General features: G+C 65.8%; 27 protein-coding genes. 13 read left to right on the top strand and 14 right to left on the bottom strand.

The genetic code is table 11. The annotated features are described in order from the left end of the window. Positions 1-145: 145 nt before the first annotated feature. Positions 146-1,201, top strand: coding sequence for an alpha/beta fold hydrolase (locus LG3211_RS09085; protein WP_057942548.1), 1,056 nt, complete (start codon positions 146-148; stop codon positions 1,199-1,201). Positions 1,202-1,281: 80 nt separating this feature from the next. Here the strand turns inward: LG3211_RS09085 and LG3211_RS09080 are convergent, their stop codons facing one another. Next, positions 1,282-2,208 carry a LysR family transcriptional regulator gene (locus LG3211_RS09080; protein WP_057942547.1) on the bottom strand — a complete coding sequence of 309 codons (927 nt, stop codon included), beginning with the start codon at positions 2,206-2,208 and terminating at the stop codon, positions 1,282-1,284. 141 nt (positions 2,209-2,349) lie between these two features. Here LG3211_RS09080 and LG3211_RS09075 point away from each other — a divergent pair, with 141 nt between their 5' ends. From LG3211_RS09075 to LG3211_RS09065, 3 genes are all read left to right on the top strand, one after another. After that, positions 2,350-2,748, top strand: a complete 399-nt coding sequence (locus LG3211_RS09075; RefSeq protein WP_057942546.1) for a RidA family protein — start codon at positions 2,350-2,352, stop codon at positions 2,746-2,748. A gap of 231 nt (positions 2,749-2,979) precedes the next feature. Next, positions 2,980-4,440 carry an FAD-dependent monooxygenase gene (locus LG3211_RS09070; protein ID WP_057942545.1) on the top strand — a complete coding sequence of 487 codons (1,461 nt, stop codon included), beginning with the start codon at positions 2,980-2,982 and terminating at the stop codon, positions 4,438-4,440. 307 nt (positions 4,441-4,747) lie between these two features. Further along, positions 4,748-5,425 (top strand): class I SAM-dependent methyltransferase, encoded by a 678-nt coding sequence (locus LG3211_RS09065; RefSeq protein ID WP_057942544.1) that lies wholly within the window; start codon positions 4,748-4,750, stop codon positions 5,423-5,425. Between the two features lie 135 nt (positions 5,426-5,560). Here LG3211_RS09065 and LG3211_RS09060 read toward each other — a convergent pair whose 3' ends face one another. The 8 genes from LG3211_RS09060 to LG3211_RS09025 all read right to left on the bottom strand — a co-directional run bounded on the left by LG3211_RS09060 (position 5,561) and on the right by LG3211_RS09025 (position 12,267). Continuing rightward, positions 5,561-8,431, bottom strand: a complete 2,871-nt coding sequence (locus LG3211_RS09060; RefSeq protein WP_057942543.1) for a type 2 lanthipeptide synthetase LanM family protein — start codon at positions 8,429-8,431, stop codon at positions 5,561-5,563. A gap of 109 nt (positions 8,432-8,540) precedes the next feature. Next, entirely contained in the window at positions 8,541-8,726 is a 186-nt protein-coding gene (locus LG3211_RS09055; RefSeq protein WP_057942542.1) for a DUF6229 family protein, read from the bottom strand. A 328-nt stretch (positions 8,727-9,054) separates the two neighbouring features. Then, positions 9,055-9,726, bottom strand: a complete 672-nt coding sequence (locus LG3211_RS09050) for an energy transducer TonB (protein WP_083512414.1) — start codon at positions 9,724-9,726, stop codon at positions 9,055-9,057. A gap of 228 nt (positions 9,727-9,954) precedes the next feature. After that, the gene (locus tag LG3211_RS09045) at positions 9,955-10,158 is read right to left on the bottom strand and encodes a hypothetical protein (protein WP_057942540.1); all 204 of its coding nucleotides are present in this window, start codon (positions 10,156-10,158) and stop codon (positions 9,955-9,957) included. 17 nt (positions 10,159-10,175) lie between these two features. Further along, on the bottom strand, positions 10,176-10,628 hold the full coding sequence (locus LG3211_RS09040; protein ID WP_148648812.1) for a hypothetical protein: 453 nt from the start codon (positions 10,626-10,628) through the stop codon (positions 10,176-10,178). Positions 10,629-10,692: 64 nt separating this feature from the next. Further along, positions 10,693-11,070, bottom strand: coding sequence for a DUF4288 domain-containing protein (locus LG3211_RS09035; protein ID WP_222837590.1), 378 nt, complete (start codon positions 11,068-11,070; stop codon positions 10,693-10,695). Positions 11,071-11,147: 77 nt separating this feature from the next. Further along, on the bottom strand, positions 11,148-11,540 hold the full coding sequence (locus LG3211_RS09030) for a hypothetical protein (protein WP_057942538.1): 393 nt from the start codon (positions 11,538-11,540) through the stop codon (positions 11,148-11,150). A 103-nt stretch (positions 11,541-11,643) separates the two neighbouring features. Then, positions 11,644-12,267, bottom strand: coding sequence for an energy transducer TonB (locus LG3211_RS09025; RefSeq protein ID WP_148648811.1), 624 nt, complete (start codon positions 12,265-12,267; stop codon positions 11,644-11,646). A gap of 441 nt (positions 12,268-12,708) precedes the next feature. Between LG3211_RS09025 and LG3211_RS26335 the strand changes: the two genes are divergently transcribed. Next, a complete protein-coding gene (locus LG3211_RS26335; RefSeq protein WP_187313159.1) occupies positions 12,709-12,954 on the top strand; it encodes an XAC0095 family protein in 246 nt (81 codons plus the stop codon). 77 nt (positions 12,955-13,031) lie between these two features. Here LG3211_RS26335 and LG3211_RS09015 read toward each other — a convergent pair whose 3' ends face one another. The 4 genes from LG3211_RS09015 to LG3211_RS09000 form a co-directional block, all read right to left on the bottom strand. Further along, complete coding sequence (locus LG3211_RS09015; RefSeq protein WP_057942535.1) at positions 13,032-13,547, bottom strand: hypothetical protein; 516 nt, start codon at positions 13,545-13,547, stop codon at positions 13,032-13,034. A 187-nt stretch (positions 13,548-13,734) separates the two neighbouring features. Beyond that, on the bottom strand, positions 13,735-15,153 hold the full coding sequence (locus LG3211_RS09010; RefSeq protein WP_148648809.1) for a hypothetical protein: 1,419 nt from the start codon (positions 15,151-15,153) through the stop codon (positions 13,735-13,737). A 160-nt stretch (positions 15,154-15,313) separates the two neighbouring features. Further along, positions 15,314-15,532, bottom strand: a complete 219-nt coding sequence (locus LG3211_RS09005) for a DUF4287 domain-containing protein (protein WP_057942533.1) — start codon at positions 15,530-15,532, stop codon at positions 15,314-15,316. A gap of 91 nt (positions 15,533-15,623) precedes the next feature. Next, the gene (locus LG3211_RS09000) at positions 15,624-16,643 is read right to left on the bottom strand and encodes a hypothetical protein (protein WP_057942532.1); all 1,020 of its coding nucleotides are present in this window, start codon (positions 16,641-16,643) and stop codon (positions 15,624-15,626) included. Between the two features lie 194 nt (positions 16,644-16,837). Here LG3211_RS09000 and LG3211_RS08995 point away from each other — a divergent pair, with 194 nt between their 5' ends. The 8 genes from LG3211_RS08995 to LG3211_RS08960 all read left to right on the top strand — a co-directional run bounded on the left by LG3211_RS08995 (position 16,838) and on the right by LG3211_RS08960 (position 24,320). Further along, complete coding sequence (locus tag LG3211_RS08995) at positions 16,838-17,449, top strand: hypothetical protein (RefSeq protein WP_057942531.1); 612 nt, start codon at positions 16,838-16,840, stop codon at positions 17,447-17,449. A 112-nt stretch (positions 17,450-17,561) separates the two neighbouring features. Then, complete coding sequence (locus LG3211_RS08990; protein WP_057942530.1) at positions 17,562-18,044, top strand: GNAT family N-acetyltransferase; 483 nt, start codon at positions 17,562-17,564, stop codon at positions 18,042-18,044. Between the two features lie 176 nt (positions 18,045-18,220). Further along, the gene (locus tag LG3211_RS08985) at positions 18,221-18,991 is read left to right on the top strand and encodes an SDR family NAD(P)-dependent oxidoreductase (RefSeq protein ID WP_057942529.1); all 771 of its coding nucleotides are present in this window, start codon (positions 18,221-18,223) and stop codon (positions 18,989-18,991) included. A 105-nt stretch (positions 18,992-19,096) separates the two neighbouring features. Beyond that, on the top strand, positions 19,097-19,663 hold the full coding sequence (gene yeiP / locus LG3211_RS08980) for an elongation factor P-like protein YeiP (protein WP_057942528.1): 567 nt from the start codon (positions 19,097-19,099) through the stop codon (positions 19,661-19,663). Positions 19,664-19,829: 166 nt separating this feature from the next. Further along, the gene (locus LG3211_RS08975; protein WP_057942527.1) at positions 19,830-20,291 is read left to right on the top strand and encodes a GNAT family N-acetyltransferase; all 462 of its coding nucleotides are present in this window, start codon (positions 19,830-19,832) and stop codon (positions 20,289-20,291) included. Between the two features lie 307 nt (positions 20,292-20,598). After that, positions 20,599-22,686, top strand: coding sequence for a phosphocholine-specific phospholipase C (locus tag LG3211_RS08970; RefSeq protein WP_083512875.1), 2,088 nt, complete (start codon positions 20,599-20,601; stop codon positions 22,684-22,686). 165 nt (positions 22,687-22,851) lie between these two features. Beyond that, positions 22,852-23,685: an AraC family transcriptional regulator gene (locus LG3211_RS08965; RefSeq protein WP_057942526.1), complete on the top strand. Its 834-nt coding sequence runs from the start codon at positions 22,852-22,854 to the stop codon at positions 23,683-23,685. 17 nt (positions 23,686-23,702) lie between these two features. Next, complete coding sequence (locus LG3211_RS08960; RefSeq protein WP_057942525.1) at positions 23,703-24,320, top strand: class I SAM-dependent methyltransferase; 618 nt, start codon at positions 23,703-23,705, stop codon at positions 24,318-24,320. Positions 24,321-24,372: 52 nt separating this feature from the next. Here LG3211_RS08960 and LG3211_RS08955 read toward each other — a convergent pair whose 3' ends face one another. Next, the gene (locus LG3211_RS08955) at positions 24,373-25,680 is read right to left on the bottom strand and encodes an esterase/lipase family protein (RefSeq protein ID WP_057942524.1); all 1,308 of its coding nucleotides are present in this window, start codon (positions 25,678-25,680) and stop codon (positions 24,373-24,375) included. Between the last annotated feature and the right edge of the window lie 68 nt (positions 25,681-25,748).

Raw genomic sequence — 25,748 nt, 5'->3', positions numbered from 1 at the left:
TGTATCCGGGCGCATCGCCCGCGCATTCGCATACGAATCGGCGACCTCGCCGACACCCGGCGGATACGCCGCCGGCGCGTAATGAACGCCATCCCGCCACGCCGCCGCATTCGCCGGCGGATCGGCCTTCATCAGGAGACAGTCCATGAACACCGGTCCTTCCGCCTCGCCGACCAACCCCCTGCGTCGCCGCCTGCTGGGCGGCGCAGCGCTCGCCTTCGCCGCCGGCCCCATGGGCGCGATCGGGTCCGCGCTCGCCGCACCCGCGTCGGTGCGCGCCGCGCCCGCCTCCGCGGGCAAGCCGGTGTGGGGTCCGCTGCGGCAGATCGACGCCGGCGTGCTGCGCGTGAGCTACGCGCAGATGGGCCCGGACGATGGCCCGCCGGTGCTGCTTCTGCACGGCTGGCCCTACGACATCCACACCTATGCCGAAGTCGCGCCGTTGCTGGCGGCGAAGGGCTACCGCGTCATCGTTCCGTACCTGCGCGGTTACGGCTCGACCACCTTCCTGTCCGCCGACACGCCGCGCAACGGACAACAGGCCGCGCTCGCCACCGATGCGATCGCGCTGCTGGACGCGCTGCATATCGACAAGGCGATCTTCGCCGGTTGCGACTGGGGCGCACGCACCGCCGACATCATGGCCGCGCTGTGGCCGCAACGCTGCCAGGGCCTGGTCTCGGTCAGCGGTTACCTGATCGGCAGCCAGCAGGCCAATCAGGCGCCGTTGTCGCCGAAGGCCGAGCTGCAGTGGTGGTATCAGTTCTATTTCGCCACCGAGCGCGGCCGCCTGGGTTATGAGAAAAACCGCAGCGAATTCTCGCGGCTGATCTGGCAACTCGCCTCGCCGCAGTGGCGTTTCGACGATGCCACCTTCCTGCGCAGCGCGGCCGCGTTCGACAATCCCAATCACGTGGCCGTGGTGATTCACAACTACCGCTGGCGTCTGGGCCTGGCCGAAGGCGAAAAGCGCTTCGACGAAATGGAAGCGCGGCTGGCGCGGATGCCCGATATCGGCGTTGCCACCATCACCCTGGAAGGCGACGCCAACGGCGCGCCGCATCCGCCCAGCAGCGCCTATGCCAGCAAGTTCACCGGCAAGTACGCGCACCGGCTGATCGGCGGCGGCATCGGCCACAATCTTCCGCAGGAAGCGCCGGCCGCGTTCGCGCAGGCGGTGGTGGATGTCGCCGCGTTCTGAATCAGGCCGACGGCGCCGTTGTATTCGCGCCCTGCCGCCCGAATCAGGCGGCAGGACACGGTTATCGCCGCGCCGCGGCCTCAGGGCTTGCGCGGATCGACCACCGGCGCGTGCTGCGCCATCACCTCAACGATCCAGTCGATGAACACACGCAGCTTGGCGCTGACATGCCGGTTCGGCGGGAAGGCCAGGTACAGCGGCATCGGATCGAAGCGCCAATCTTCGAATACCGGAATCAGCTCGCCCGCGGCGCGGTGCGCTTTCGCCATGTAGTCCGGCAACCACAGCACGCCCAGGCCCGCCAGACCCGCGGCCAGATACGCGTTGCCGTCATCGACCGCGAACACATAGCGGCCTTGCACGCTGACGCTCTCGCCATCGCGGTGCATGGCGTACGGAAACGGCTTGCCGGTGCGCGACCACAGGAAACCTACGATGCGGTGATGGCTGTCTTCCAGTTCGCGCGGATGCGCCGGCACGCCCTCGCGCTGCAGGTAATCCGGCGCCGCGTAAGCGCGCAGTTGCAGGTCGCCGACGTGGCGCGCCATCAGCGAATGATCGGTGATCTTGCCGCCGCGCACGACGCAGTCCACGTTCTCGCCGATCAAATCCACCATGCGGTCGCTGACGCCCAGGTCGATCTGGATATCGGGATAGCGGGCATGAAACCCCGGCAACGCCGGCACCAGGATCATCCGCGCCAGCGGGCTGGGCACGTCCACCCGCAACTTGCCGCGCACCGAGGCCGAAGCGCTGGACAGGCTGGTTTCAGCATCGTCCATGTCGGCCAGCAACCGCACCACGCGCTCGTAATAGACCGCGCCGTCGGCGGTGACGTTGACCTTGCGCGTGGTGCGGTTGAGCAGCTTCACCCGCAACCGCGCCTCCAACTGCTGCACCAGTTGGGTCACGCTGGTCTTGCTCATGTGCAGCGTGTCGGCCGCCTTGGTGAAGCTGCCGGTTTCGACCACGCGCGCGAACGCCTGCATCGCATCAATACGGTCCATCACCGCTCCAGGCGCTCGAAGATTGTTTGGATTCTACAAACAGTGATGGGTGGACGCGCGCGTTTATCCGCGCGCCGGGCCGCTCTACAGTCCTGGCATCGTCAACAACGGGCCGGTTGCGGCCCATGGATCGAGGTGTGCATGAGCAAGCGCGACGTGGTTTTTCCCAGCGGACGGCAAGCGCTGTACGAACGCAATCGTTATTCGCCGGCGATCCGCTCGAACGGTTTCCTGTTCGTATCCGGACAGGTCGGCAGCCGCGAAGACGGCTCGCCCGAGCCGGATCTGCAGGCGCAGGTGCGGCTAGCGTTCGAAAATCTGAATGCGGTTTTGCAAGCGGCGGGTTGCACCTTCGAGGATGTGATCGACGCGACCGTGTTCATCGTCGATCCCGAATCGAAGTTCGACACGATCTGGAAAGTCCTGCCCGAGTATTGGGGCGACGCGCCGCACCCGACCCTGACCGGCATCGGCGTGACCTGGCTGTATGGGTTCGATTTCGAGATCAAGGTGATCGCCAGGCTGCCGCAGGGCGAGTGATCGCGGCCGAGGCCGGGCAGGAAAGGGCTTCGTCCGCGCTAGATGAACCCGTGGCGATAATTCGCGGCCCTTCCCTATCACTATCCTAAACCACCCCGGGCTTGTGGCAAGCCCCCCGCCGTGATGCTCAATCGCCCACCGAACTCAAGCAACGAGGAGGTGCGCAATGAGACTGCCGCTATCGAAGTACGCATCGCGCGGGAACAGTGAACAGGCGATCGGAGCGCGGCCATGACGGCGCATGCGGTGGTGATCGCCGGAGGCGGCCCGACCGGGCTGATGCTGGCGGGCGAACTGGCCCTGGCCGGAATCGATGTCGCCGTCGTCGAGCGGCGCGCCAGCCAGGACCTGCAGGGCTCGCGCGCCGGCGGCCTGCATTCGCGCACGCTCGAGGTTCTGGATCAGCGCGGCATCGTCGAGCGTTTCGTCTCGGAAGGACGGCCGCATTCTCAAGTCCACTTCCATGTTCCCCTGGATATCGGCGACTGCCCTACCCGTCACAACTACGTGCTGGGGCTGTGGCAGAAGCATATCGAACGCATCCTGGCCGAGTGGGTCGGCGAATTGCCGGTTAGGCTCTATCGCGGCCTGGAGGTGACCGATTTCGCGCAGGACGAGGACGGCGTCGAGGTGATGCTGTCCGACGGTCGCTCGCTGCGCGCGCAGTATCTGGTCGGTTGCGACGGCGGCCGCAGCGTCGTGCGCAAGACCGCCGGCATCGAGTTCGCGGGCTGGGACGCGACCACCAGTTGGCTGATCGCCGAAGCGGCGATGAGCGAAGAACCCAAGTGGGGCTTTCACGAGGACGCCGCCGGTATCCACGGCATCGGCAAGGGCGACGGCGACACAGTGCGGCTGGTGCTGACCGAACGGGAACTGCGCCTGGACACCGAACCCAACGGCGACGATGTCCGCGCGGCGCTGACCGGCATCTATGGAAGCGACTACGGCATCCACGATTTCGCGTGGATTTCCCGCTTCACCGACATGGTCCGCCAGGCCGCCGCGTACCGCGACCGCCGCGTCCTGCTGGCCGGCGACGCCGCCCACGTGCATCCGCCGATGGGTGGCCAGGGCCTCAACATCGGCGTGCAGGATGCGGTGAACCTGGGATGGAAGCTGGCCCAGGTGATCAAGCGGATATCGCCGGAGACCCTGCTCGACAGCTACCACGCCGAACGCCATCCGGTCGGCGCGCGCGTATTGCGCAACACGATGGCGCAGACCGTGCTGCGTCGCACCGACGCACGCAGCAAGGCCGTGGGCGATGCGGTTACCGAGATGCTAGGCACCGATGAGGCGGGCAAGCGATTCGCCGCGCAGATGGCCGGCTTGAACATTCACTACGACCTCGGCGCGGGGCATCCGCTGCTGGGACGCCGCATGCCCGATCTCGACGTGATCACCGCCGATGGTCCGCTGCGGGTCTTCAGCTTGCTCCATGAGGCGCGGCCGCTGTTGATCAACTTCGCCGGGGCCGGCGGTTGCGACCTTGGTGACTGGAGCGAGCGGGTGCGGTCGATCGATGCCGAGTACGCGGGTGAGTGGGAGCTTCCGGTGTTGGGTATCGTCGCGGCGCCGAGCGCCGTGTTGATACGGCCGGATGGCTACGTGGCTTGGGTGGGCGAGGGAAATCAGGCCGGGCTTGTGGAGGCGCTCGGCATTTGGTTTGGGGCGGCTGCGGCGAGGTAGTGCAGCCGATGCTTACTATCGCGAAAGCCGCCGCTGAACCTGTCAGTAAAACCGCATCCGCTCCCTCTCCCTTCCCTCTCCCTCTCCCGCTTGCGGGAGAGGGCCGGGGTGAGGGTATGAGCGCCATAGGCGCGAATGCTCTTGAGTTCCGCAACAGCTGGCGGGCCCTCACCCCAACCCCTCTCCCGCGCCCCGAAGGAAGTCACCTTGGGTGGCAAGCGGGAGAGGGGCTCAATCATCGCGCGTGTTTTCAGATGTAGCCCTTGCAGTAGCATGAAGCGCCTGAACCCCACGCTGGAGCCCGGTTGTGTCGTCGTTCTCCGATCCACAAGCGGTCGCCCGCTACGCGCAAGGCCCCGTCAGGCAGGTGCCGGGCTTTCATGCCCTGCAGCAGATGACCGAGCTGCTGCTGGCCGAAACCGTTCCCGATGACGGCCACGTCCTGGTTCTGGGCGCCGGAGGCGGCCTGGAGTTGAAGGTCTTCGCCGAAGCGCATCCGCAATGGCGGCTGGTCGGCGTGGACCCGTCGGCGGAGATGCTGAAACTCGCCGAAGCCACCCTGGGCCCGCTCGCGACGCGGGTCGAGCTGTTCGAAGGCTATATCGACACCGCGCCGTTGGGCCCCTTCGACGGCGCCACCTGCCTGCTGACCTTGCACTTCCTGCCCAGCGATGAGCGCCTGCACACGCTGCGCGAAATCAGGCGGCGCCTGAAACCCGGCGCGCCGCTCATCGTCGCCCATCACAGCGTTCCGCAAGCGCAAGAGCAGAGGCTGCGCTGGCTCCATCGCTACGCGGCATTCGCGGCGGCGTCCGGCGTGCCCATGGTGGATGCCGCCAACGCCGTCGCCGCGATCAACAGCCGCCTGCCTATGCTCTCGCCCGAGCAGGATGCGGCCTTGCTGGAGGAAGCCGGCTTCGAGCGAGTCGAACTGTTCTATGCCGGGTTTACCTTCAAGGGTTGGGTCGCCTGCAACCCCGTCTGAAATCGCCCGGGAGCGGCACGCCGCCCCCCGCACGAAAGACCCTGATGTTCGCTGCGCCGAAGTAAAGCAGAGCCCGCGTTCGCGGGAATGACGAGCAAAAAAGAGGCTCCGCACCGAAGCAGAGCCCTTCGGGTCCTACGAGACCGCCAGCGCTTCTGCATCCGCTGACGTGCGCGTCTTCAAACCGCTCTGCCGCTTGCATTCCAGCAACAGCGGCGAAGCCAGATCGCACTCAGGATGCATGCGGCTGAGCCCGTGGATCGCCCCGGCCAGGCCGGTCATCAATCCCGGCGTGAACGCCTGCTTGGTGATGCCGCCGACGATGCCGTGTTCCTCGATCGCCGAAACGACTTCGGCGGTGGCGTCGTCGCGATCGATGGCGCTGGCGTCCGGATCGAGCAAGGACGCGCGCACCAGCAGTTCCCACAACGAGAAATCGCCGTGACACAGCGTGTGGGTAAAGCCCCACTGCCCGCGCGCCGCCGCCACCGCGCGGCGCATGTCGCGCAGATCGCGCGGATCGCCGCTGCGCGCATACAGATCCGCCGCGGCCAGGCCGATGCCGACGCCGCCGTTGCACCAGGTCGGAAAGTTCACCGTGTCCTGCATGCGCACATCGCGCCAGTTGCCGATCGAGGCGTCGAACAACGAATCCTGGAAGGCGAACGCGGCGTCGGCGAGTTCGTTCCAATGCCTGCGTTCGGATTCGCTGCCCGCATCGCTGCGCGCCAGGCGCGCCAAGGCCCAGCCGATGCCGTAACCGCCGTGGGCGAAGCCGCCGATCGGATCGGCCAGTTCCAGCGTCTGCCAATAGGTTCCGCGCTCATCGCTGCGCACCGCCGATTGCAGGCGCGTCGCGGCGCGCGCGGCCAGCGCCAGCCAACGCCGGTCGCCGGTGGCCTCGGCAAGACCCAGCAGCGGCGCGATCGCGCCGCAACTGCCGTCGGTGATATCCAGGCTGCGATCGTCGTCGAAGCCTTTTTGCTCCAGCGCTTGCGCGCAGGCGCAGGCATTGGCCAGCAACTGCGGCCGCCCGAGCAGATCGTGCAGCACCAGCCAGGCCCAGATGCGGCTGCCGTCACCGGTGAAGCCGCCCACCGTCGCCGGCGCCGGCTCGGCCTCGACCAGACTCTGCAGCGCGACCAAGGCGCCTTCCAGCGCCTCATCCACGCCCGCCACCGGATCGGCGCGGCCATTGCGCACTTCGTGCTGGTAGCCAGCCAAGGCCACGGCGACGCCGCCGAGACCGAAATAGGTGTCGCCGCCCAAGGGCTGCACATGCCAACCCTGGCTGCCGAAGCTCTCCGGCGTGATCCAGGTGGTCGAACCGTCTTCGCCGTGCACCGCCAGATTCAGCAGACGCTCGGTCGTATCGGCGGCGAGCTTGCGCCTGCGTTCGTCGAGCCGGTCGCGATGCGGATGGCGGGCGTAGTGCGAACGGCTGTCGCGTTCGCTCGGGCCGTCGGCGCCGCTGTTGAGCTGGGTGACGACCAGCGAACTGCGGATCGTCATTTCCTCCAGCTCGATCCGCATCGCGCGCCAATTGGCGAAGGTCTGCGCGATGCGTTCTGGCGACAACGACAGCGCGAAGATCGGAATGTCGCCATAACGCAGATCGTGGATTTCGCGCGCGATTTCCTCTTCCGAGAACGCCACCGTGCCGGCGCTGCTGGAGAACAGCTTGTGCGCGCGCTCGATCGACTTGGGCTCGTCGTACAGCGACGCCGGATGCCAGAGCATGCGGCCGATTTCCACGTAGATCTGCGTCGCGCGACGCACCTCGCGCGCGCGGCAGCCTTCGAACGCGGCCAGCAGCGGCGCCAGCGCGCCGTCGGCATCGAGCCGGCGCAGCCGCCGCGAGGCATCGAGAAAGGCGTCGCTGATCTCGTCCCAATACCGCGACACATCCGGATTCGGGCTGGGATGGTTCTGCGACATCGCCATTTCCGCTTCGACGATCTTCACCCGCGCATCGGTGGTGCCGTCGTCGGCGATGACCGGAACCTGCAACTGCGGCTGCTCGCCCGGCAACGCGCCGGCGGCGGACAAATCCGCGCGGCCGAAGCCCAGCACCGGCGCACGGAACGGCACGATGCCGGTGCGCAGCACCGAGCTTTGAATCAGCGTCTGCGCCAGATCGTAGGCCTGGCCGTACCCCGACGGCGTCACCGGCAGCGCGGCGGCGAACAGGCTCTCGACATCGACCACCACCGGCACTGGACCGGCGGCGACCAGATTTTCCAGATGGATGTCGGTACCGCCGAGCAGGCGCAGTATCGCCAGCCAATGGCCGAGGCCGCGATAAAAACCGCGCAATTCTTCATCGCCGTCGCAATAGCGATGTTCGATGAAAGCGGCCCAGCCGTAGTCGCCCTGGTCGAGCACCGCCGGCACGCGAATGCGTCCGTCGCCTTCGAAGACGTGTGCGAGGAAACCGTCGAGCACCGCGTCGATACGCAGCGAACGCGGCTTGTACATGACCTGCCCGGCCTCGAAACTCAACCGCGCCACGGTCTGCCCGCCTTCGTGCAGATCGCCCTGATCGAGCGTGACCGCGATCAAGCGGCCGGGCGCGGCGCCGAGCAAGGTCGCCAACTGCGCGCGGTCGGCGATCAAACGCACGATCAGCGTTTCGATGGCAAGGCACTGCTGGCTCAGCGTGCGCTCCAGGCGCTCGCGCAGCGGCGGATAGCGACCGTACAGAAGTTCGGAAAATTCCGGGCGCAGCGCCTTGGCGACGAACTGCGCGAAACGGCCCGGCTCATCCTCGGCGGTGAGTTCGCCGGCCAGCTTCGCCGCATGCAGTTCCAGCAGCAGCACGCGATTGAGCTTGAGCCGCGCGTTGGAGTACAGAGCCTGTGCGACGGCCTCGCGGATCAGTTGCGATTCGTCCGCATCCAGGCCGGAAGCCAGGGCCGCGAGACGGACCTCGAAGGCCTCGCGCGCGGCGGCGGTGAAATGATCGGTGATCGGACCGAAGCCCTCGTGGATACGGCTTTCGGTCATTGCGATACCGGTCTGGGATTTGGGCGGCGGCGCGAGGATGGCGCGCGCGGATGGGCCAGCGACGACGCGCAACCCGTGCCGGGCTGCGCGTCGATGACGCGTGGCTAACTCAGATGCAGCAGTAGCAGCGGCCGTTGGGGCAAGTGGAGACCGACGTGGAATGCGTCACCGGAGCCCGCATGGCATCGGTTACCGCGCTTTCGCCTTCCAGATACAGCGGACCCGCCGGATTCTCGTAGCCATCGACGCTGTCGGCGCCATTGAGCCAGCCCGAGACGATATCGTTGCTTTGCATTGCTAGTCCTCCTTGAGTACTGAATGTCGCCCAGCAGACGGCCGCTCCATGTGTCGAAACCCCGTCGCACCGGACATCGATTTCAACCTCGCGGCCTCTCCCTCGCAAACCGATTCGCATCGGCGACGTGTTTCAAGAGATACCACTTTGGCACTCTAAACAGGGTTCTTAGCTACTGTCAAATATGCGGCGCGGCAGAGTTTTTGCGGGGGCGTCCTGGGCGATATCGGAGCTGGAACGCAGGCCTCGCGCGGGTTCCAGCCTTCATCGCGTCCGTCTTTTTGCGCGGATTCGGCTCGACGCACCGGCGGCGTCGGGGTGCCACCGCTCAAGGGATCGGATGATCGAACCAGGGCTCGTAGCGAACCGCATTCTCGCTCTGTCCGAGGAAGTCGAACTCCATCGTCACTCGCACGCTCGAACGCACCTTCCGTCCGCGATCGAGCGCCGGCTTGAATCGCCAACGCTCCTGCGCGTAGTCCGCGGCGTTTTGGTCCAAGAGCGCATCGCCGCTTCCGCGCACGACCTGGACATCCAGAGGTCTACCTGTTTCGGATACCAGAATCCGAAGTTCGACCGCGCGCGGCCGGCTGTCAAAGGTCTTCGCATAGGCGACGACCGGGGCAGATAGCCGGTCGCCTTTGGCCACGATGTCCGGCACCACATCGGCGCGGCCGTCGATTGTCATGGGCTCCGCGACAACGGCCGCGATCTTCATGCCCTGCGCGGAGTAACGGTAGTAACGCGGCCCACGATAAGGCGGCACAGTGCATAGACCGAGCCCGGTGCACTCGTAGGGCACGAAGAACTCAACGCCGCGCTTAATCGGAGCGGCCACCGGCAGCGTCAGCGCCAGCAGCAAGGCCGCGTGCAGGGCCATCACCCCGGAAATGACCCCGACTCGCACCGGGCACCAATACGCATCTGGGTTTGCGGTTCGATCCATGGCCGGCCCCCAACCGTTTTCCGGCACTTTGCGCCCGGCGTTCGGGGTCTGCAAGACCCGCCCCGCTACGCACCGACTTGCATCGATTCCCACAAAGCGACTCGCTCGCCGTTGCCTGTTCAGATTTTCCAGGCAGCCGGATCGCTAAAAATTCCCCTGAAAAGCAATATTCGCTGCGGAAAATACTCCGCCCAGCGCAACCGCCGCACCGATGACGCCGAGGATACGAAAGCCCTTGCGAGCCACCGCAAGATCCGCGCTCTCGCGAAGCATGATGCGTTGTCAAGCCCCGGACGATGCCGTCGAGAACCCCAGGACCGCCACGGCCGCACTGGCGAGCGTGAAGCACGCTGCGCTGGCCAACGTGTTGACTCCGCCCACTCCATCATTGAGCCAGACACCGAGAAACCACAGCGCGTTCCAGGCGATGACGAATATCAAGATCGCCATCGGCTTGATGCATTTGAAAAAATCCCAGCCCATCATTCATTCCATCATCAACACTACTTGCCCTTGCCGAGCAGAATCCGCTCGATCTCCGCCTGCTCATCCATCGATCGCTCGAAATAAGCTGGATACGCGGGTTCGTAGTGGTCGCCCTTGAGCAGGAAGATGCTGTCGTTCTTGCTCGCTTCCTCCTGCATGGTGCCCAGGTTGTAATGCCACTCCGTCCATAGGGGGACGACCAAGGTCGGCGGCACCGCGCCTGAGCGCGCGAACAAGGCCTTCTTCACTCGCAGATGAAACCTGATCTGATTGTCCAGGCCCGGGCCGGTTCGCGCCTTGGGATCGGTTACCGCGCGGCCACGGCCATCGACCATGTCAACGCGCTCGATGTTGGCGATCACTACGTAATCTGCGGAGCGCACGATGTCTTCGAGTGACTTGTTCGCCACCGATGTCGCGCAAACCGATGTCGCGAACAGCATGGCCAGTATTGCCAAGAGGTATTTCATGCGCGGGCTTCCTTGCTAGAACTAATGAAAACGCTGACGATTGAAGCATCGGATCGATGGTCAATCAACGAAGGAATTCTCCACGTCCCCGCACCCGCTGGCGCATCTGACTGAGCCCAGCGGATTCGTGCTCTTCCCACATGATTTCGGCACCATCTTCCAGCGGCTCGTAGATCGGCAGCAAGTCGGTTACGCCTTCGCATACCCATTGCACAGGCACGCCGTCGGGCCCGCCTCGATAGGGGTTTGTCTCGCCGCTAGCTATGACCATGACTTTGTCGTAGGCCTCATCGAGATCGCGCGCCTTGACGATGACGGTATTCTCCCAGAACGTGAATTCTGCACCGGGTTCGTCGTTGCCCTTGGATTCCAATTCAATGAAGCGCAGCAGGTACGAACCTACATACCAGCCTACCGGGGACGTGTTCTTTGCATCGATCATGGCATCGGCTCAAGTATCTGTAATGAATATATCCGCTTCCTCAGCCTCGTACAAAAGAGAGGCCAGGAACCCGCCAACTAATCGGCCGCGGCCTCATTTTCGGAAAGACGGCCGCGAACTCGGAAGACCGCGGACGCTTCGGCAGCCGCTGAAGCCAGCCGCTGCCACTGCTGCGTGCCGAAAAGTATTTTGAGCGAGGGCAATGGATCGGGGGTATCTGCTGCAACAGCATCCCAAACGGTATGAAATCGCTCAATGGCGTCGACTTCGTCATGGGAGAACGTCGGCGCGGTCATGTACTCGCGCCAATCGGCATGAACCCAGTCCTCCCACTGATTGATGATCTCGTTGGGGATGTGGACGTAGGGCGCCGCTGCTTGGTATTGAGACTGCTCCTCGAACGAAGCGGCGAGTTCCAGATACTCGATGATCCGGTTACGTATCCGCTGATTGATGATGCGATCTGTCATGGGTCTTGGGATTGCATCGGCCCGCGTGCGGTGAGGGCCCGCTGGCAGGCCGCAGTCAGGAGCATCAGCGACCTGGCCAATGGCCAGTCAATTTACATTACCTCTAATAAACAACCCAGTGCCCCGGCTCTTGCCGAAGTTCCTGCTCACTCTTCCCCAGGAAATCGAACTCGATCGCCACCCGCACCGAAGACTCAACGGCCTGTCCGCCATCGAAGGCCGGCTTGAATCGCCAGTTCTCCCACGCATTGAATCTCGCCTTACGATCCACGTCGGCATCACCGCTGCTGCGCACTACCTTAACCTCCAAAATAGCGCCGGTCGCGGCGATCAATATCTGGAGTTCGACCGTGCGCGGCCGGCTATCGAAATACCTGACCACCGTATCGACCGGGACCGGGAGCCGTTCCGCCTTGGCCATGATGTCGGGCAGAACACCTGCACGGCCGTCCTCAAGCAAGGGCACCGCCGTGACCGTTTTGATCTTCACTCCGTTTTTGTCGTAGCGGTAGTAAGGCAAATCGCGGAACATCGGTGGGATGCACAGCCCCATGCCCACGCACTGCTCCGACTGGTAGAGCACAAAGAAATCTTCGCCGGCCTTGTTGGGCACGACCACGGGCAGGGTTAGCGCCAGGAGCAAGGCCGTATGCAAGCACAACGCGCCGGAAATCGCCCCGATTCGCAAAGGGCTCCAGTAAGCATCCGGGTCTGCAGTTGCGTTCATCGCCACGCCCCTGTCGTTTTCCGGGACTTTGCGCCTGGCGCCCGAGGCTTGCAATACCCGCCTCTTGGTTACCGCGATATTCCGATCGATCGCCCGACACGGAATAGTTCGTTGACGGGATATCGCGGGCCGAAATGAAGAAACCCGGCCTTATAACGCACCGTCACTTGACGACGAAAGCGGATGAGGAGAGGCTAATCCACGGAGACTCAAAACTCCTTCCACACAGCGGTTCCCACCTCCGAAATACTTGGTGGGTTTTTTGTGCCTGTTGTTTGGGTGCAAACTCGGCGCGCGTCCCTGCGTCGGGAGGGCGGCTAATAAAATACCCGCAAGGGGAATACGCCCGCCGTCTGTGTGCGGTTTTGAGCCTCCCGACTTCCCGCCTGCGACTTCGCGCAGCGCGGGCCCTGGTGTGTCCAAGGAAAAGGAGTGCCGTCTATGCCCCCTAAAGCTTCGTCGCCTGCCGGCGATGCGGACAGTGTTGCGTTGCCGCTGGATGCGTTTTTCGAGTTGCGGGCGTTTCAAGACCAGTTGTTGAGCGCGGCGCATACGCTCGACCCCGCCACGTCGCCCTGCCCTTCCCCGCGTAAACCCGAGCAGGCCCGGCATCGGGCGCTCGCGTCGGTGTTCCGCGTGTGGGCGGATCAGGTGGATCGCAGTCTGGGCGCGGTGCGCTCGCCGTAGCTTCTTCAATGCAGGCGGTGCAGCCCACGCCTCTTGCTTCGCGCGGTTAACTTGCATCGGTGTCGATGCGTCGCGCGTCAGCCAAAGTACGCCAGAACAATCAGGCGCTTTTTCGGAAACACCACCAAAACTTTCTCCGGGCCATTGGTGTAGAAGTTGCCCGGCTCGCGAACCGCTTGCTCCAGCTCCTCGCTTAGCGCCATATCGGCATGGGCGCAGTACAGTCCCAGGGAAAGCAGGCTCTGGTCGTCGTTCAAGTTGGGGGCATGCGGGGTCGGCCGCCACGGCTCGAAGGTGTGGTAGTGGTCGTGGGACTTGCGCGAGTAACGCGCATTGTCGAAGTAACGCAGGCCTTGTTTTGTTATCGCGTCCGCGCTGGCGCGATCCAGTCGGAAGATGGCGACGCCGCAGCCTTCGCGTAAGTCGGATTCGCCTTCGATGAAGGTCGGGTAGGAAATACCGATGGGTTCGGGAATGACGCCGGCCATCCACCACGCTTCCCACAAGCACCATGCGACGTACAGCGACAACAGCACGCACGCGATCGCGATGACGAATCTTTCGACTCGTTCGACTTTTTCGACGGTGACCACGGCGCCTCTCCCCTGCGATTGAATGTCGCGGCACGGTAATCGGCGTTCGTGGGTTGGATACGAAGCGAAGGTGAAGCATCAGGCGTGGCTGCGAGTTGAGCGCGGCGGCAACGTCGATGGATTCCGGCCTGCACCGGAACCCATCGAAGGCCGCGTTTTCACACGACGTGGCGCATCGGCCGACGCCTCAATTACCGTCGCGATCAACCGTGCGCAGCGGCTCCTGCGCAGGCGCACTGACACTGGTCGCGCCGACGCTTCCCGCGCGCGGTGCGGTGTCGGCGACCGGCGGCGGCGTGCGCAGGCTTTGGTAGTAGTTGCGGATGCCGGCGCTGAGTTGCAGCGAGTAGTCGGTGGTCATGTAGCGGTCGCCGGTCTGGGTTTCGATGTGCGAACCGCCGGGGATGGGCTTGAAGAATTCGTCGAACTGCGCCATCGGGTAGACGCTGGGCTTGGCGGCGCTGAAGACGGCCATGACCATCGGTTGGCCCCTCTTGCTCGCGGTGGGGCCAGCGTAGGTGCCGGCGCGGCCGTGGCAGGAGATGCACGACGATACCGGGCTGTCGATGGGTCCGTTGAGGCGGCCGCCGAGGCCGTGGTGCATGACGTAGGCGCGGTTGCCGTAGTTCCAGCCGGTGCGTTCGACCAGCGACGAGGTGATGCGGGCCTGGGTCAGCGCGGTGTTGACGAAGACGCCGTCGCGGTTGGCGTCGGTGCGCACGGGCAGATCGTCGCCCCAGCTCGCGCCGACCGGAATCATGCGGTCCCACACGGTCGGGCCGGGCGCGCCGCCGTCGTAGATGAAGGTGCCGAACACCCAGCCGGTGGTGTCGGCCATGCGCGGGTCTTTGACGGCGACGTCGAGTTGCAACAGGCGCACGGTGCGATCCACGCGCGGCTTGTTGTAGTTGACGTCGGGGTAGATGTTCGCGGTCCAGGTCTTGGTCCGGCTCAGGTACGGGATCTGCGCGGTGCTGGCGTCGGTGAACAACAGTTTGCAGGCCACCGAGTTGTCCGCGAAAGTCGATTTCGACGGATCGGGGCGGCCGTCGGCGGTGCGCCAGACTTTGCCCAGGCTGACCGCGCCGCGGTCGTTATAGAAGCCCACCGCCCAGTTCTGCGCGCGCTCGGTCTGTTTGCGATGCAGGTCGAGCGGGCGCGCCATGCGTTCGCGGGTGAGGCCGCGGCGCCATTCGCGGCCGCCGCCGAACTGGGCGCCGTCGTCGTGCAGCCACGGCGCGTGGTACCACTTGCGCACGCGGTTGTTCTGCACTTTGAAATCGACATCGACATTGCCTTCCAGGCAGTAGTCGAGGACCGAACGCAGGTATTCGGTGGGGAAGGCTTTGAAGTCGATCGCCATCCACGGGAAGGTGTCGTCGGCGAAAGTGGTCGGGTAATCCTGGCTGAGCTGGAAGACGTCGCGCGCGCCCGGCGGCGGCGGATAGTGCGGGTCGTAACTGGGAAAGCGCACGGGGGCGTCGGCCGCGGCCGTGGCTGGAGCAGCGGCCGGCGTGGCGCCGGCTGCGCCTGCGGTTCGTTCCTGCGATACCGCCGTGGCCACCGTGGCCGCGATCAAACCCACTGCGATCAGCGCTGTTTTCATGATCCGCTCCCTGTTTCCCGTCCTTAACGCGGTGGCGGGGCGGAAGGGGCCATGGATTTGCGGGATGCGTGGGCAGGTGCGCGAGTTGTGATCGTGGTCGCGGCCGGTCGCAGGATCGGCCGCGCGGGCGGTGCTTTGTCGCGGCGTGCGCGGCGGCGAATCAGGCCTTCTTGGCCTGCGCCAGATGATGGGCCACCAGTGCGTTGGCGTGTCCGTGGCCCAGCTTGTGTTCGCTCTTGAGGTGAGCCACCAACTCCATGTGCTTTTTGTCGCCCAGCGCCTGGATCACCTTGAACCAGTGCGCGACCGGATGGCCGTAGGTCTTTTCGATGGAGGGGAAGTACGAAGCAGGGCCTTTCACTTTTGCGTCGTCCGCCATTGCGGGGTCTCCTTGGGTAACCGCCACGATGGCGGATCGAAAGTCGGTTTTATGCGTTCTGGATTGGATGAGCGTCGTTGGCGATCGCACCTCACGCACCGGTGCTCCCCGCCGCACCCAAGCCGTTCCACTGTTGCGGCTGCGGGGTCCAATCGCCCTGCCCCAGCACGGCCTCGAGCAGGTGTTGCACGGGGTAGCCCAGATGCTCGCCGGCGGCCTGGCCGGCGTCGTCGCGATGGGCGGCCAGAACAAAGGGGACGAAGGCATCGTGGTCGCGCGCGGCCAGGCCGATCATTTTCTTGGCGAGGTCGTAGGACAGCAGGTTGCCGTCGTCGGTACGGTGGAAGGCGGCGCCGGACCAGTATTCCTGGATGCGTTCGGCAGTCCAGAACGCGGCGTGTTTCTGCGCGATTTCCTTCGGGGTGTAGAGCGAGGCGCGCGGGTCGCCCAGACGTGGGAACAGGCTGTGTTCGGTGTTGACCGCCATGCCTTCGTTGACCCAGGTCGGAATGGGCAGATGCGCGAGCAAGGCGTGGGTGAGTTCGTGGGCGATGGTGGGATGCATGGCGTCGGCATCGTTTTCGCACAGGGCGAAATGGCCGTAGCCGGCGTTGACGAACATCCCCGAGGACATCGCGTATTCGCCGCCTTCGGGGTAGTAGTGGGCGACGTAGTCGTAGTACTGATCGTCTTCCATGAAGATCAGGCACACGTGCTTGCCGCCGCCGATGGGCTGCGCCAGCGAGCCCAGGTTGCGCACGATCCAGCGCCGCGCCGATTCGCAGAACTTCAGGAACGACTGGGCGTCGGCGGATTCCAATGCGGTCAGCAGCAAAAAGCGCTCGGATGACAGTACGTGGTAATCGGGCCCCAGCGATTGCGCCAGCGCCTGCAGCCAGCGCTCGGCAGCCGCGGTCCAGAACGCATCGCGTTCGGCATCCGACCAGTCCGGGCGCTCGGCTTCGGCGATACGTTCCCAGTCCGGCAGCGGTTGGCGGGTATCGCCCCACCAGTGCATCGCGACTTCGGGCACCGGAACCGCGACGGGTGGCGGGGTTTGCGGCGATGGCGGCGAGGCTGTTTTGAACAGATTGCGCAAGCGGTCGAGCATGGAGAGGAACCGAAGTGAGGTGACTGGGCAGAGCCCGGGCGTGCGATCTCGCCCATTGTGTGGGGCGATGGGTATCGCGCGCCAGTTGCCGCGATCAACGCCATTGGAAACCCGTCGGCCGCGCGCTATAAAGACCGGCGGCTCGCCGACGCCATCGCTGGATCGTCGCGGCTGCGCACCATAGGGGGAGTTCGATGAATCTGGCTATCCGAACGCGTGCGCCGCGTGCGCTCGCATTGCCGGTGCGCGCGCATCGGCCGCATCCGCTGCGCGTGTTCGCGTTGTACGCCGTTATCGCCGCGACGGCGTTGTCCGCGCCGGCGTGGGCGGGTTTGCCCGAGTACCGGGTCTCGGTCGCCAACACCGACATCCTTAGTCATCAGACCGATGCCGCGCCGCTGCGGGTCGGCCGCTTCACCGCCGCGCGCGGCGCCGACGATCAGGCCACGCGGGAAGCGGCCGAGGCGGCGGTGTATCTGCGCGATGCCTTGTCCGCCGAACTGCAGGCCGCCGGCCGGTTGAGCGCGCAGGCGACGATCGATATCGACGGCGATCTGCGCCGTTATCAGGTCGGCCCGGCGCCGTCGTCGGGCATCAACCGCGCCAGCGTCGTCCTGCACGTCAGCCTGCGCCGCGACGGCGCGGCCTTGATGGAGCGCGATCTGAGCATCGAGCAGGTGTGGCCGCACGCGGGCACGCCGTGGATCGCGCGCTCGCTGACGTCCGATCGCTTGCTGACGGCGATGCAGACCTTGTTGCGGCAGCTGTACTCGGATCCGCAGTTCAAACGCGTTACGGCGCGCTGAGCGGACATCGCGGCCGCCCCGGCGGCTTTCGTTCCCACATCGGCCGCGACGCACTTCGCAAGCGCGGCGGTCTGAGCGAGGATGACAGCCTCGCGATCAGGAGATTCACCTCATGGCCCTGCCTCCCGGTGTCGTACTGCGTCCGATCCAGGCCCGCGACGACGCCGCCGCGGCGGCCATCATCCGTCAGGTGATGAGCGAGTTCGGCGCCGGCGCGATCAGCGATCCGGAGGTCGACGCGATGCAGCGCGCCTACAGCCTGCCGCGCAGCGCCTACTTCGTGGTCGAACGCGAGGGCCGCCTGGGTGGCGGCGCCGGCGTCGGCCCATTGCTGGGCGGCACCGACCGCATCTGCGAACTGCGCAAGTTCTATCTGTTGCCGTCGGTACGCGGGCTGGGGCTGGGACAGGCGCTGCTGGATCGCTGCCTGCTGACCGCGCGCGGGTTCGGCTTCGATCAGTGCTATGTCGAGGTGCTCGATCGCATGAGCGAAGCGCAACGGGTGCTGGAGGCGAACAGTTTCCAACTATTGGAAGCGCCGATGGGCTACGGCGGGTTGCGTGGCGTCAACACTTGGTATCTGCGCAGTCTGTAGTGCCCCGGCCGGGCCGCCCTGTCTCCGGCCCATGGCTTTACGGCCTGCCCGCCGGCCTGACCGCCCGCGCCGGTCCCCGGGCAGGCTTCGGGTCGCCAAGCCCCGCCCTGCCCGCCGTCCGGGCGACGATTCCCGCCGTCCTTTAGAATGGCGGTTTTCCGCCTTCAGGACCGCCCATGCAACTCGACAACGTCCGCGCCGTGATCACCGGCGGCGTCTCCGGCCTCGGCCTGGCCGTGGCCCAGCACCTGGTCGCCCGCGGCGGCAAGGTCGCGCTGTTCGACGTCAACGACGACAAGGCCGCGCAGGCCGTGGCCTCGCTCGGCGAGGACAAGGCCCGCTATTTCCGCACCGACGTCACCCACGAAGCCGGCGTCGCCGAGAACTTGAACGCGGCCAAGGAGTTCCTGGGCGGCCTCAATGTCGCGATCAACTGCGCCGGCATCCTCGGCGCCGGCCGGGTGCTGGGCAAGGACGCGCCGATGGCGCTGTCGCAGTTCCAGACCACGGTGATGGTGAATCTGGTCGGCAGCTTCAACGTCGCCAAGGCGGCGGCGAACCTGATGCAGGGCAACGAGGCGGGCGAGGACGGCGAGCGCGGCGTGATCGTCAACACCGCTTCGGTGGCCGCCTACGAAGGCCAGATCGGCCAGGCCGCGTATTCCGCGTCCAAGGGCGGCGTGGTCGCGATGACCCTGCCGATGGCGCGCGAGCTGTCGCGCTTCGGCATCCGCGTGATGACCGTGGCGCCGGGCATTTTCTGGACGCCGATGGTCGATGGCATGCCCGAGTCGGTGCAGCAGTCGCTCAGCGCGTCGATCCCCTTCCCTTCGCGCCTGGGCCGTCCGGAAGAATTCGCCGATCTGGTCGCGTACATCCTCGGCAATCGCTATCTCAACGGCGAGACCATTCGCCTGGACGGCGCGACGCGGTTGGCGCCGAAGTAAACCCGGGATTCGGGAGCGGGGATTCGGGATTGGCGAAAGCCGCCCGCCCCGACCCGCCCCACGCTTTTACCAATCCCTAATCCCCAATCTCGAATCCCGACACTTATGAAAGCCTACGACGTCAAAAAAGGTAACGTAATCGAGCACAACAACACCGTGTACCAGGTGCGCGACATCGAACGCAGCTCGCCGCAAGGCCGCGGCGGCAACGTCAAGTTCCGCTTCACCATGTATTCGGTTCCCGGCGGCACCAAGTACGACCTCAGCGTCGGCGGCGACGACGAGCTCAAGGAAGTCGAACTGTCGCGCCGTCAGGTCACCTATTCGTACAAGGACGGCGACGCGTTCGTGTTCCTGGACGATGAGGACTACACGCCGTACACGCTCGACGCCGATGTCGTCGGCGACGCCGCCGGCTACATCGTCGATGACCTCAGCGGCTGCTACGTGCAGATCATCGACGACCAGCCGGTCGCGCTGCAGCTGCCGGCCAGCGTGACCTTGCAGGTCGTCGAAACCCCGCCGGAACTCAAGGGCGGCACCGCGACCAAGCGTCCGAAGCCGGCCAAGCTGCAGACCGGTATCGAAATCATGGTGCCGGAGTACATCGGCAACGGCGAGCGCGTGCTGGTCAACACCGCCACCGGTGAATTCGCCGGCCGCGCCGACTGATGCATTCGCCCGGGCCCACGCGGCCCGGGGTTCGTCCGGGGCCGGTGTCGATCGTCGCCGGCACGAGCCGCCGCCCTTCGACAACGCCTTCGCGCGACGACGCGTAGCCTGCGTCGCTTCAAACGCCGGTCCCCACGCGGGCCGGCGTGTTCGTGAAGGAGTCGGCATGACGCAACCCGCGTACGAATTCGTCCCCGCCACCGACGCCGACCTGCCGCGTCTGCTGCCGGTGCTGCGCGATTTTTATCAGGTCGAACACCTGCCCTGGAACGAGCCGGCGCTGCGGCGCGCATTGGCGGCGTTGATCGCCGATCCCAACGCCGGGCGACTGCGCTTGATCGTGCACGAGGGCGAGATCGCCGGTTACTTCGTGCTGGGGTTCTGTTTCAGCCTGGAATTCGGCGGGCGCTTCGGCTTGCTCGATGAGTTGTTCGTGCTGCCGGCGCATCGAGGCGGCGGTCTGGCCAAGCGCGCCCTGGGCGAAGTCGAAGCGCTGTGCCGCGCCGAAGGCCTGGATGCGCTGCGCCTTGAGGTCAACGACGACAACGCGTATGCGCGCGGCATTTACGAACGCGCGGGCTACATCGTGCATCCACGGCGGTTGATGACTTTGTGGCTGCGCGATTGACCCGGTTCGCGCATGCGCAGAACGCGTCACCTCCCGCATGCATCCAACGGCGTTCACGCCGATGAACGCGATACGGTTGCGCATCGCCTCGCGCAACGCAGCGTGCGCACGGCGAAGCGCGCTCGAGCAAGACATCGATAGCAGCGATCGGAATCACAGAAAATTCCCGAAGAATTCGCGCGATGCACTTGCAGGATTGTGAATCCGAACACGCTGCGAACGCTGCCACATTGCTGCAACCTGCCATGTCCAGGCTTTATTGTTTAAGCGCGGCGCAACGCCGCCCGCCCAGCCCTGGAGCAAGGCCTTGATCTCCTCGAATCGTCGCGATTTCCTCAAACTCGCAGGCGGCGCCGCCGCGCTGAGCCTGTTGCCCCCTTCGATCCGCGCCGCCCTGGCCACGCCCGCCGCGCGCGTGACCGGCACGATCCAGGACGTCCAGCATGTGGTCATCCTGATGCAGGAGAACCGCTCGTTCGATCATTACCTGGGCGCGCTGCGCGGCGTGCGCGGCTTCGACGATCCGCGGCCGATTCCGCTGCCCGGCGGCAAGACCGTGTTCGAGCAGCCCAAGTCGGCGACCAGCCCGAACAACGTGGTGCTGCCGTTCCACCTGGACACCGCCAGCACCGCCGCGCATTGCCTGGCCGACATCGATCACAGCTGGAAGGGCGCGTATTCGCGCTGGAAGGACTACAACGCCTGGATCTCGGTCAAGGGCCCGATGTGCATGGGCCACTTCACCCGCCAGGACATGCCGTTCTACTACGCCCTGGCCGATGCGTTCACCGTGTGCGATGCCTATTACTGCTCGCATCACGGCCCGACCAATCCCAACCGCATGCATTTGTTCGCCGGCACCAGCGGCATGACCGTGGGCGATCTGGGCCCGCAGGCGGTCAACAACGCCGACGACGGCAACTGGACCGCCGACATGGCGCGCGACAACCCCAACTTCGCCGGGCATCGCTGGACCACCTACGCCGAGCGCCTGCAGAACGCCGGCATCGCCTGGCGCGTGTACCAGGAGCACGACAACTACGGCGACAACTCGCTGGCCTACTTCGCCAACTTCCGTAAGCTCGATACCAACTCGGAACTTTACAAGCGCGGCCGGGCGTGGGCGCCGGGTTCCACCGCGGAAAACGCCACCAAGTCGCGCGGCGAGTACTTGATCGCCGATTTCGCCAAGGACGTGCGTGAAAACAAGTTGCCGGCGGTGTCGTGGATCGTGCCGTCGTACATCATGAGCGAGCATCCGGCGGCGACGCCGGCCTACGGCGAGTCGCTGACCGCGCGCTTGCTGGAAGCGCTGGTGGCCAATCCGGAGGTCTGGTCGAAGACGGTGTTCATCATCAACTACGACGAGAACGGCGGCTTCTTCGATCACGTGCCGGCGCCGTTGCCGGCGATCAATTCGGACCTGGGCAAGAGCACGGTCGATACCGCAACCGAGAACTACAACGGCATTCCGGTCGGCCTGGGCGTGCGCGTGCCCATGTTCGTGATCTCGCCCTGGAGCAAGGGCGGCTGGGTCAATTCGCAGGTGTTCGACCACACCTCGGTGCTGCGTTTCCTGGAATCGCGCTTCGGCATCGCCGAACCCAACATCAGCGCGTGGCGGCGCACCGTCGCCGGCGATCTGAGCACCGCCTTCGACTTCGACACGCCCAACACCAGCTTTCCGGTGCTGCCCAGCACCAGCGCGACGATGGCCAACGCCGACGCCAGCTGCAAGCTCGCCAAACCCGCCGCGCCGGCGCAGCCGAGCATGCCGCGGCAGGAACGCGGCCAGCGTCTGGCGCGCGCGCTGCCCTACGAGTTGCGCGTGGACGGCCGCATCGAAGCCTCCAGCGGCCGCTACTGGCTGGACTTCGGCAACGACGGCATCGCCGGCGCCTGTTACAACGTCTATGCCGGCAATCGCACCGACGGCCCGTGGTACTACACGCTCGATGCCGGCACGCAGTTGTCGGATTACTGGAGCGCCAAGCAATACACGAAGGGAATCTACGACCTGTCGGCCTACGGCCCGAACGGTTTCCTGCGCGTGTTCCGCGGCGATCTGAACAAGGCGCTGACGGCGACCGGCGCCAATCCGGAAGTCTCGGTTCGCCACGACGCCGCCGCCGAGCAACTGACGCTGACCCTGGTCAACACCGGCAAGGCCGCATGCCGGCTGACCTTGAAGCCCAACCGCTACAGCAGCGCGGCCGCGCGTACTTTCGACCTGGCTCCCGGCGCGCGCACGAGCGCGACCTGGCCGCTGGCGACCAGCCGTCATTGGTACGACTTCAGCGTCACCTCCAACACCGACGCCGGTTATCTGCGCCGCTTCGCCGGTCACGCCGAGAACGGATCGGACAGCGTCAGCGATCCGGCCATCGGGGCCTGAGTCGCGGCTTCGCCAGGACCGGTCGTCGCGCAGGCGGCGGCCGGCCGGCCTGAATCGGCGACGGCCAGGGCGTGATCGCGCGGCCGAGCCGGCCGTGGACGAACGATCAAGCCCGTCCGCGCGGGGTTTGCTACGGTGTTGCGCAGCCGACGCCAGGACCCGCCGATGACGGTCGTAGACAAAGCGCTGTGGATCATCGAGCGCAATTCCAGCCGTGAACTCAGCCTGCCCGCGGTCGCGGCGGCCTGCGGCGTGTCGCGGTCGCATCTAGCCAACGCCTTCGGCAGCGCGACCGGGCGACCGGTGATCCAGTACCTGCGCGCGCGCCGCCTCACCCGCGCGGCCGAGACGCTAGCCGGCGGCGCGGCGAGCATTTTCGATGTGGCGCTCGATGCCGGCTACGGTTCGCACGAGGCCTTCACCCGCGCCTTCACTGAGCTGTTCGCGGCCACGCCCGAACGCGTGCGCGAGCGCGCCACCACGCAGGGGCTGACGTTGGTGCCGCCGCTGCGGTTTCAGGCGAACGCGCAACCGGTGCTGGAGCCGCCGCGGCTGGCCGAGGGCGACGCGATACGCGCCGTGGGCCTGAGCCGTCGACACGGTTTCGACTCGGTCGTCGGCATTCCGATCCAATGGCAGAGTTTCATGTCCGCTTATGCCGACATCCGCGATCGCATCGACAGCATGCCGATCGGTATCGTCGGCCCGGCCGACGAAAACGGCGGCTTCGAGTACGTGTGCGCGACGCAAGTGGCGCAGTTCGAGCGCGTGCCGGCGCGATTGATCCGGGTGGAGATCCCTGGCCGTCGCTATGCAGTGTTCGAGCATCGCGCGCACGTTTCGACGATCTTCGCCACCTATACCGCCATCTGGAACGAGGGGCTGGAACGGGCCGGACTGAGCCCGGCCGATGCGCCGGTGATCGAACGGCATCACCCCTCGTTCGACCCCGATACCGGCGAAGGCGGAATCGCGCTGTGGATTCCGTTGAGCCCGTGAACTGCGAGAGCTGCGATATGACTGATCCCGACAACGCCAATAACCGCCGCACCGTGGCGGCTTACGAAGATTACGCGCGCAGCTATGCGCAGGCGGTATCGGCCACGCCGTCGGCCGGCGAGGCCGAAGGCCTGCGACGATTGGCCGCGGCCGTCCCGGCCTGCGGCCGCGTGCTGGATATCGGCTCCGGGCCGGGCTGGGAAGCCGACTTCCTCGAGACCCTCGGCCTGCAGGTTCGCCGCACCGACGTGACCGAATCGTTTCTTCAGTTCCAGATCGAGCGCGGCAAATCGGCCTACCGGTTCGATGTGTTGAGCGATGAGATCGCAGACACCTACGACGGCATGCTGATGCTGTACGTGTTGCAACACTTCGAACGCGGGCAACTGGACGGCGTGTTGCGCAAGCTGGCTCGCGGCCTGACCGCGAACGGTGCGCTGCTGCTGTCGCATTTTCTCGGCGAGGGCGAAACCTGGGAAGGCGATGCGCAGGACTATCGCTTCGTGCGCTGGTCGAGCCAGGCGCTGGACGAACGCCTGACGCAAGCCGGATTCACGGTGGAGTGGGAGAACTTCGACGAAAGCGCGAGCGAGGAACGGCCTTGGCGCCGGGTGCTGGCACGCAAGCACGGTTGATCGGCGACACGCCTGCGTTCGCGGTTATCGATCGATAGTTATCGCCGCGCCGTCATCGGTCCGGCCCCGACTTCAGCCAACGCCGCAGGTGCGCGTACACCTGCGCGTCGCCGAGCAGGTCCAGGTGGTGCAAGCCGTAACCCACCCATTGCCGCGACTTTGGAATACGCAGATCGAAGGCGGGATCACGGTGATAACCCAGCGCGCTGGCGACCGGCACGAGGCCATCGCCGGATGGCAGATCGACACCGGCGGCGTGCGCGTTTTTTGAAGCGGCAGGTTTCGCGGAATCGCGCTTGTCGGTCGATACCGCGATCGCGTAACTGCGTACGCCCTGCGGCAGCGGAACCGGCGTGCGCGTGTCCGCGCGCTCGTCGCCTCCACCGCGTTTTTTGTCGGTGCGCACGCGGTCTGCGTGCTTGCGCCAATCCGAATCCAGCAAATTGCCGTGGCGCAGGTCCTGGATGCCCGCGCTGCGGATTTTGCCGAGCCGCGCGAACGGCGCGGTGTACGGGCTGAGCTGGATCAACATGTCGAACCAGCTGCCGGCGCGCTCCAGCGGCGCGCCTTGGTGCGGGGTGCCGAGAAACACCAGGCTGTCGAGTTGATCCAGCCATCGATGTCCGGCGCGCTCAGCGGCATGGCAGGCGCTGCGCGCGACCAGCCCGCCCATGCTGTGGCAGACGATGGCCAGCCGCTCCACCGGCACCGGCCACTCGCGCAGCGCGCGCTCCAGGCGCGACGCGAATTCGCGGCCGTTGACCGAGATATGCCGGCCGCTGTTGTAGTGCAGATACACCGGCGTCCAGCCGTCGTCCTGCGCCAATGCAGCGCCGTGGTCGTGACCGTCCCAGTTCCATTGCAGGTCGTTCATGCATAGGCCGTGCACCAGCACCACGATCTTGCCGCTGGCCTGCGGCAGCGCCGCCGCCAAGGCCTTGCGTCCAAGCCGCAGCGGTTGGCCGTGGCTGCGCAGGCGCATGTGGATCGCGATCGGATTGTCGGTCGCGGCCAGATGGTCGCCGAGCACGCCGTTGAGCGCGGCGATCACCGCGTCGCGTTGCGGCAGCGAATCGATGCGGTCCAGCAGGGGCGCGACCTGGGCGAAGGCCAGATCGAGCGCGTCGCCGACGAAGCGGGTGATGCCGCGCACGCTGCGATAGACGTGCCCGGTGATGCCGCGGGTGGGATCGCGCACCGGATTGCCCAGCGGCGCGGGCAAGGCGGCGATGGTAGCGTGGACGGATTCGACCAGGTCGGCGACGCCGGTGATGGCGTCGATGGTGAGGCGGCCGATGCCGCGCAAGTCGGTGCCGTGTCCGTGGCCGGCCTCGGGGCTGGCGAAGCGTTTGTTGGGCATTGCCGCGCGGTCGGGGGCTTGGGGCTTCAGACTAGCGCAGTCGGTGGGGCTTGGTGTTTGCGGGTGAG

Origin of the sequence: Lysobacter gummosus, from assembly GCF_001442805.1 — a bacterium.
Classification (GTDB): Bacteria; Pseudomonadota; Gammaproteobacteria; order Xanthomonadales; family Xanthomonadaceae; genus Lysobacter; species Lysobacter gummosus.
This window is presented reverse-complemented; position numbering and strand designations above follow the sequence as displayed.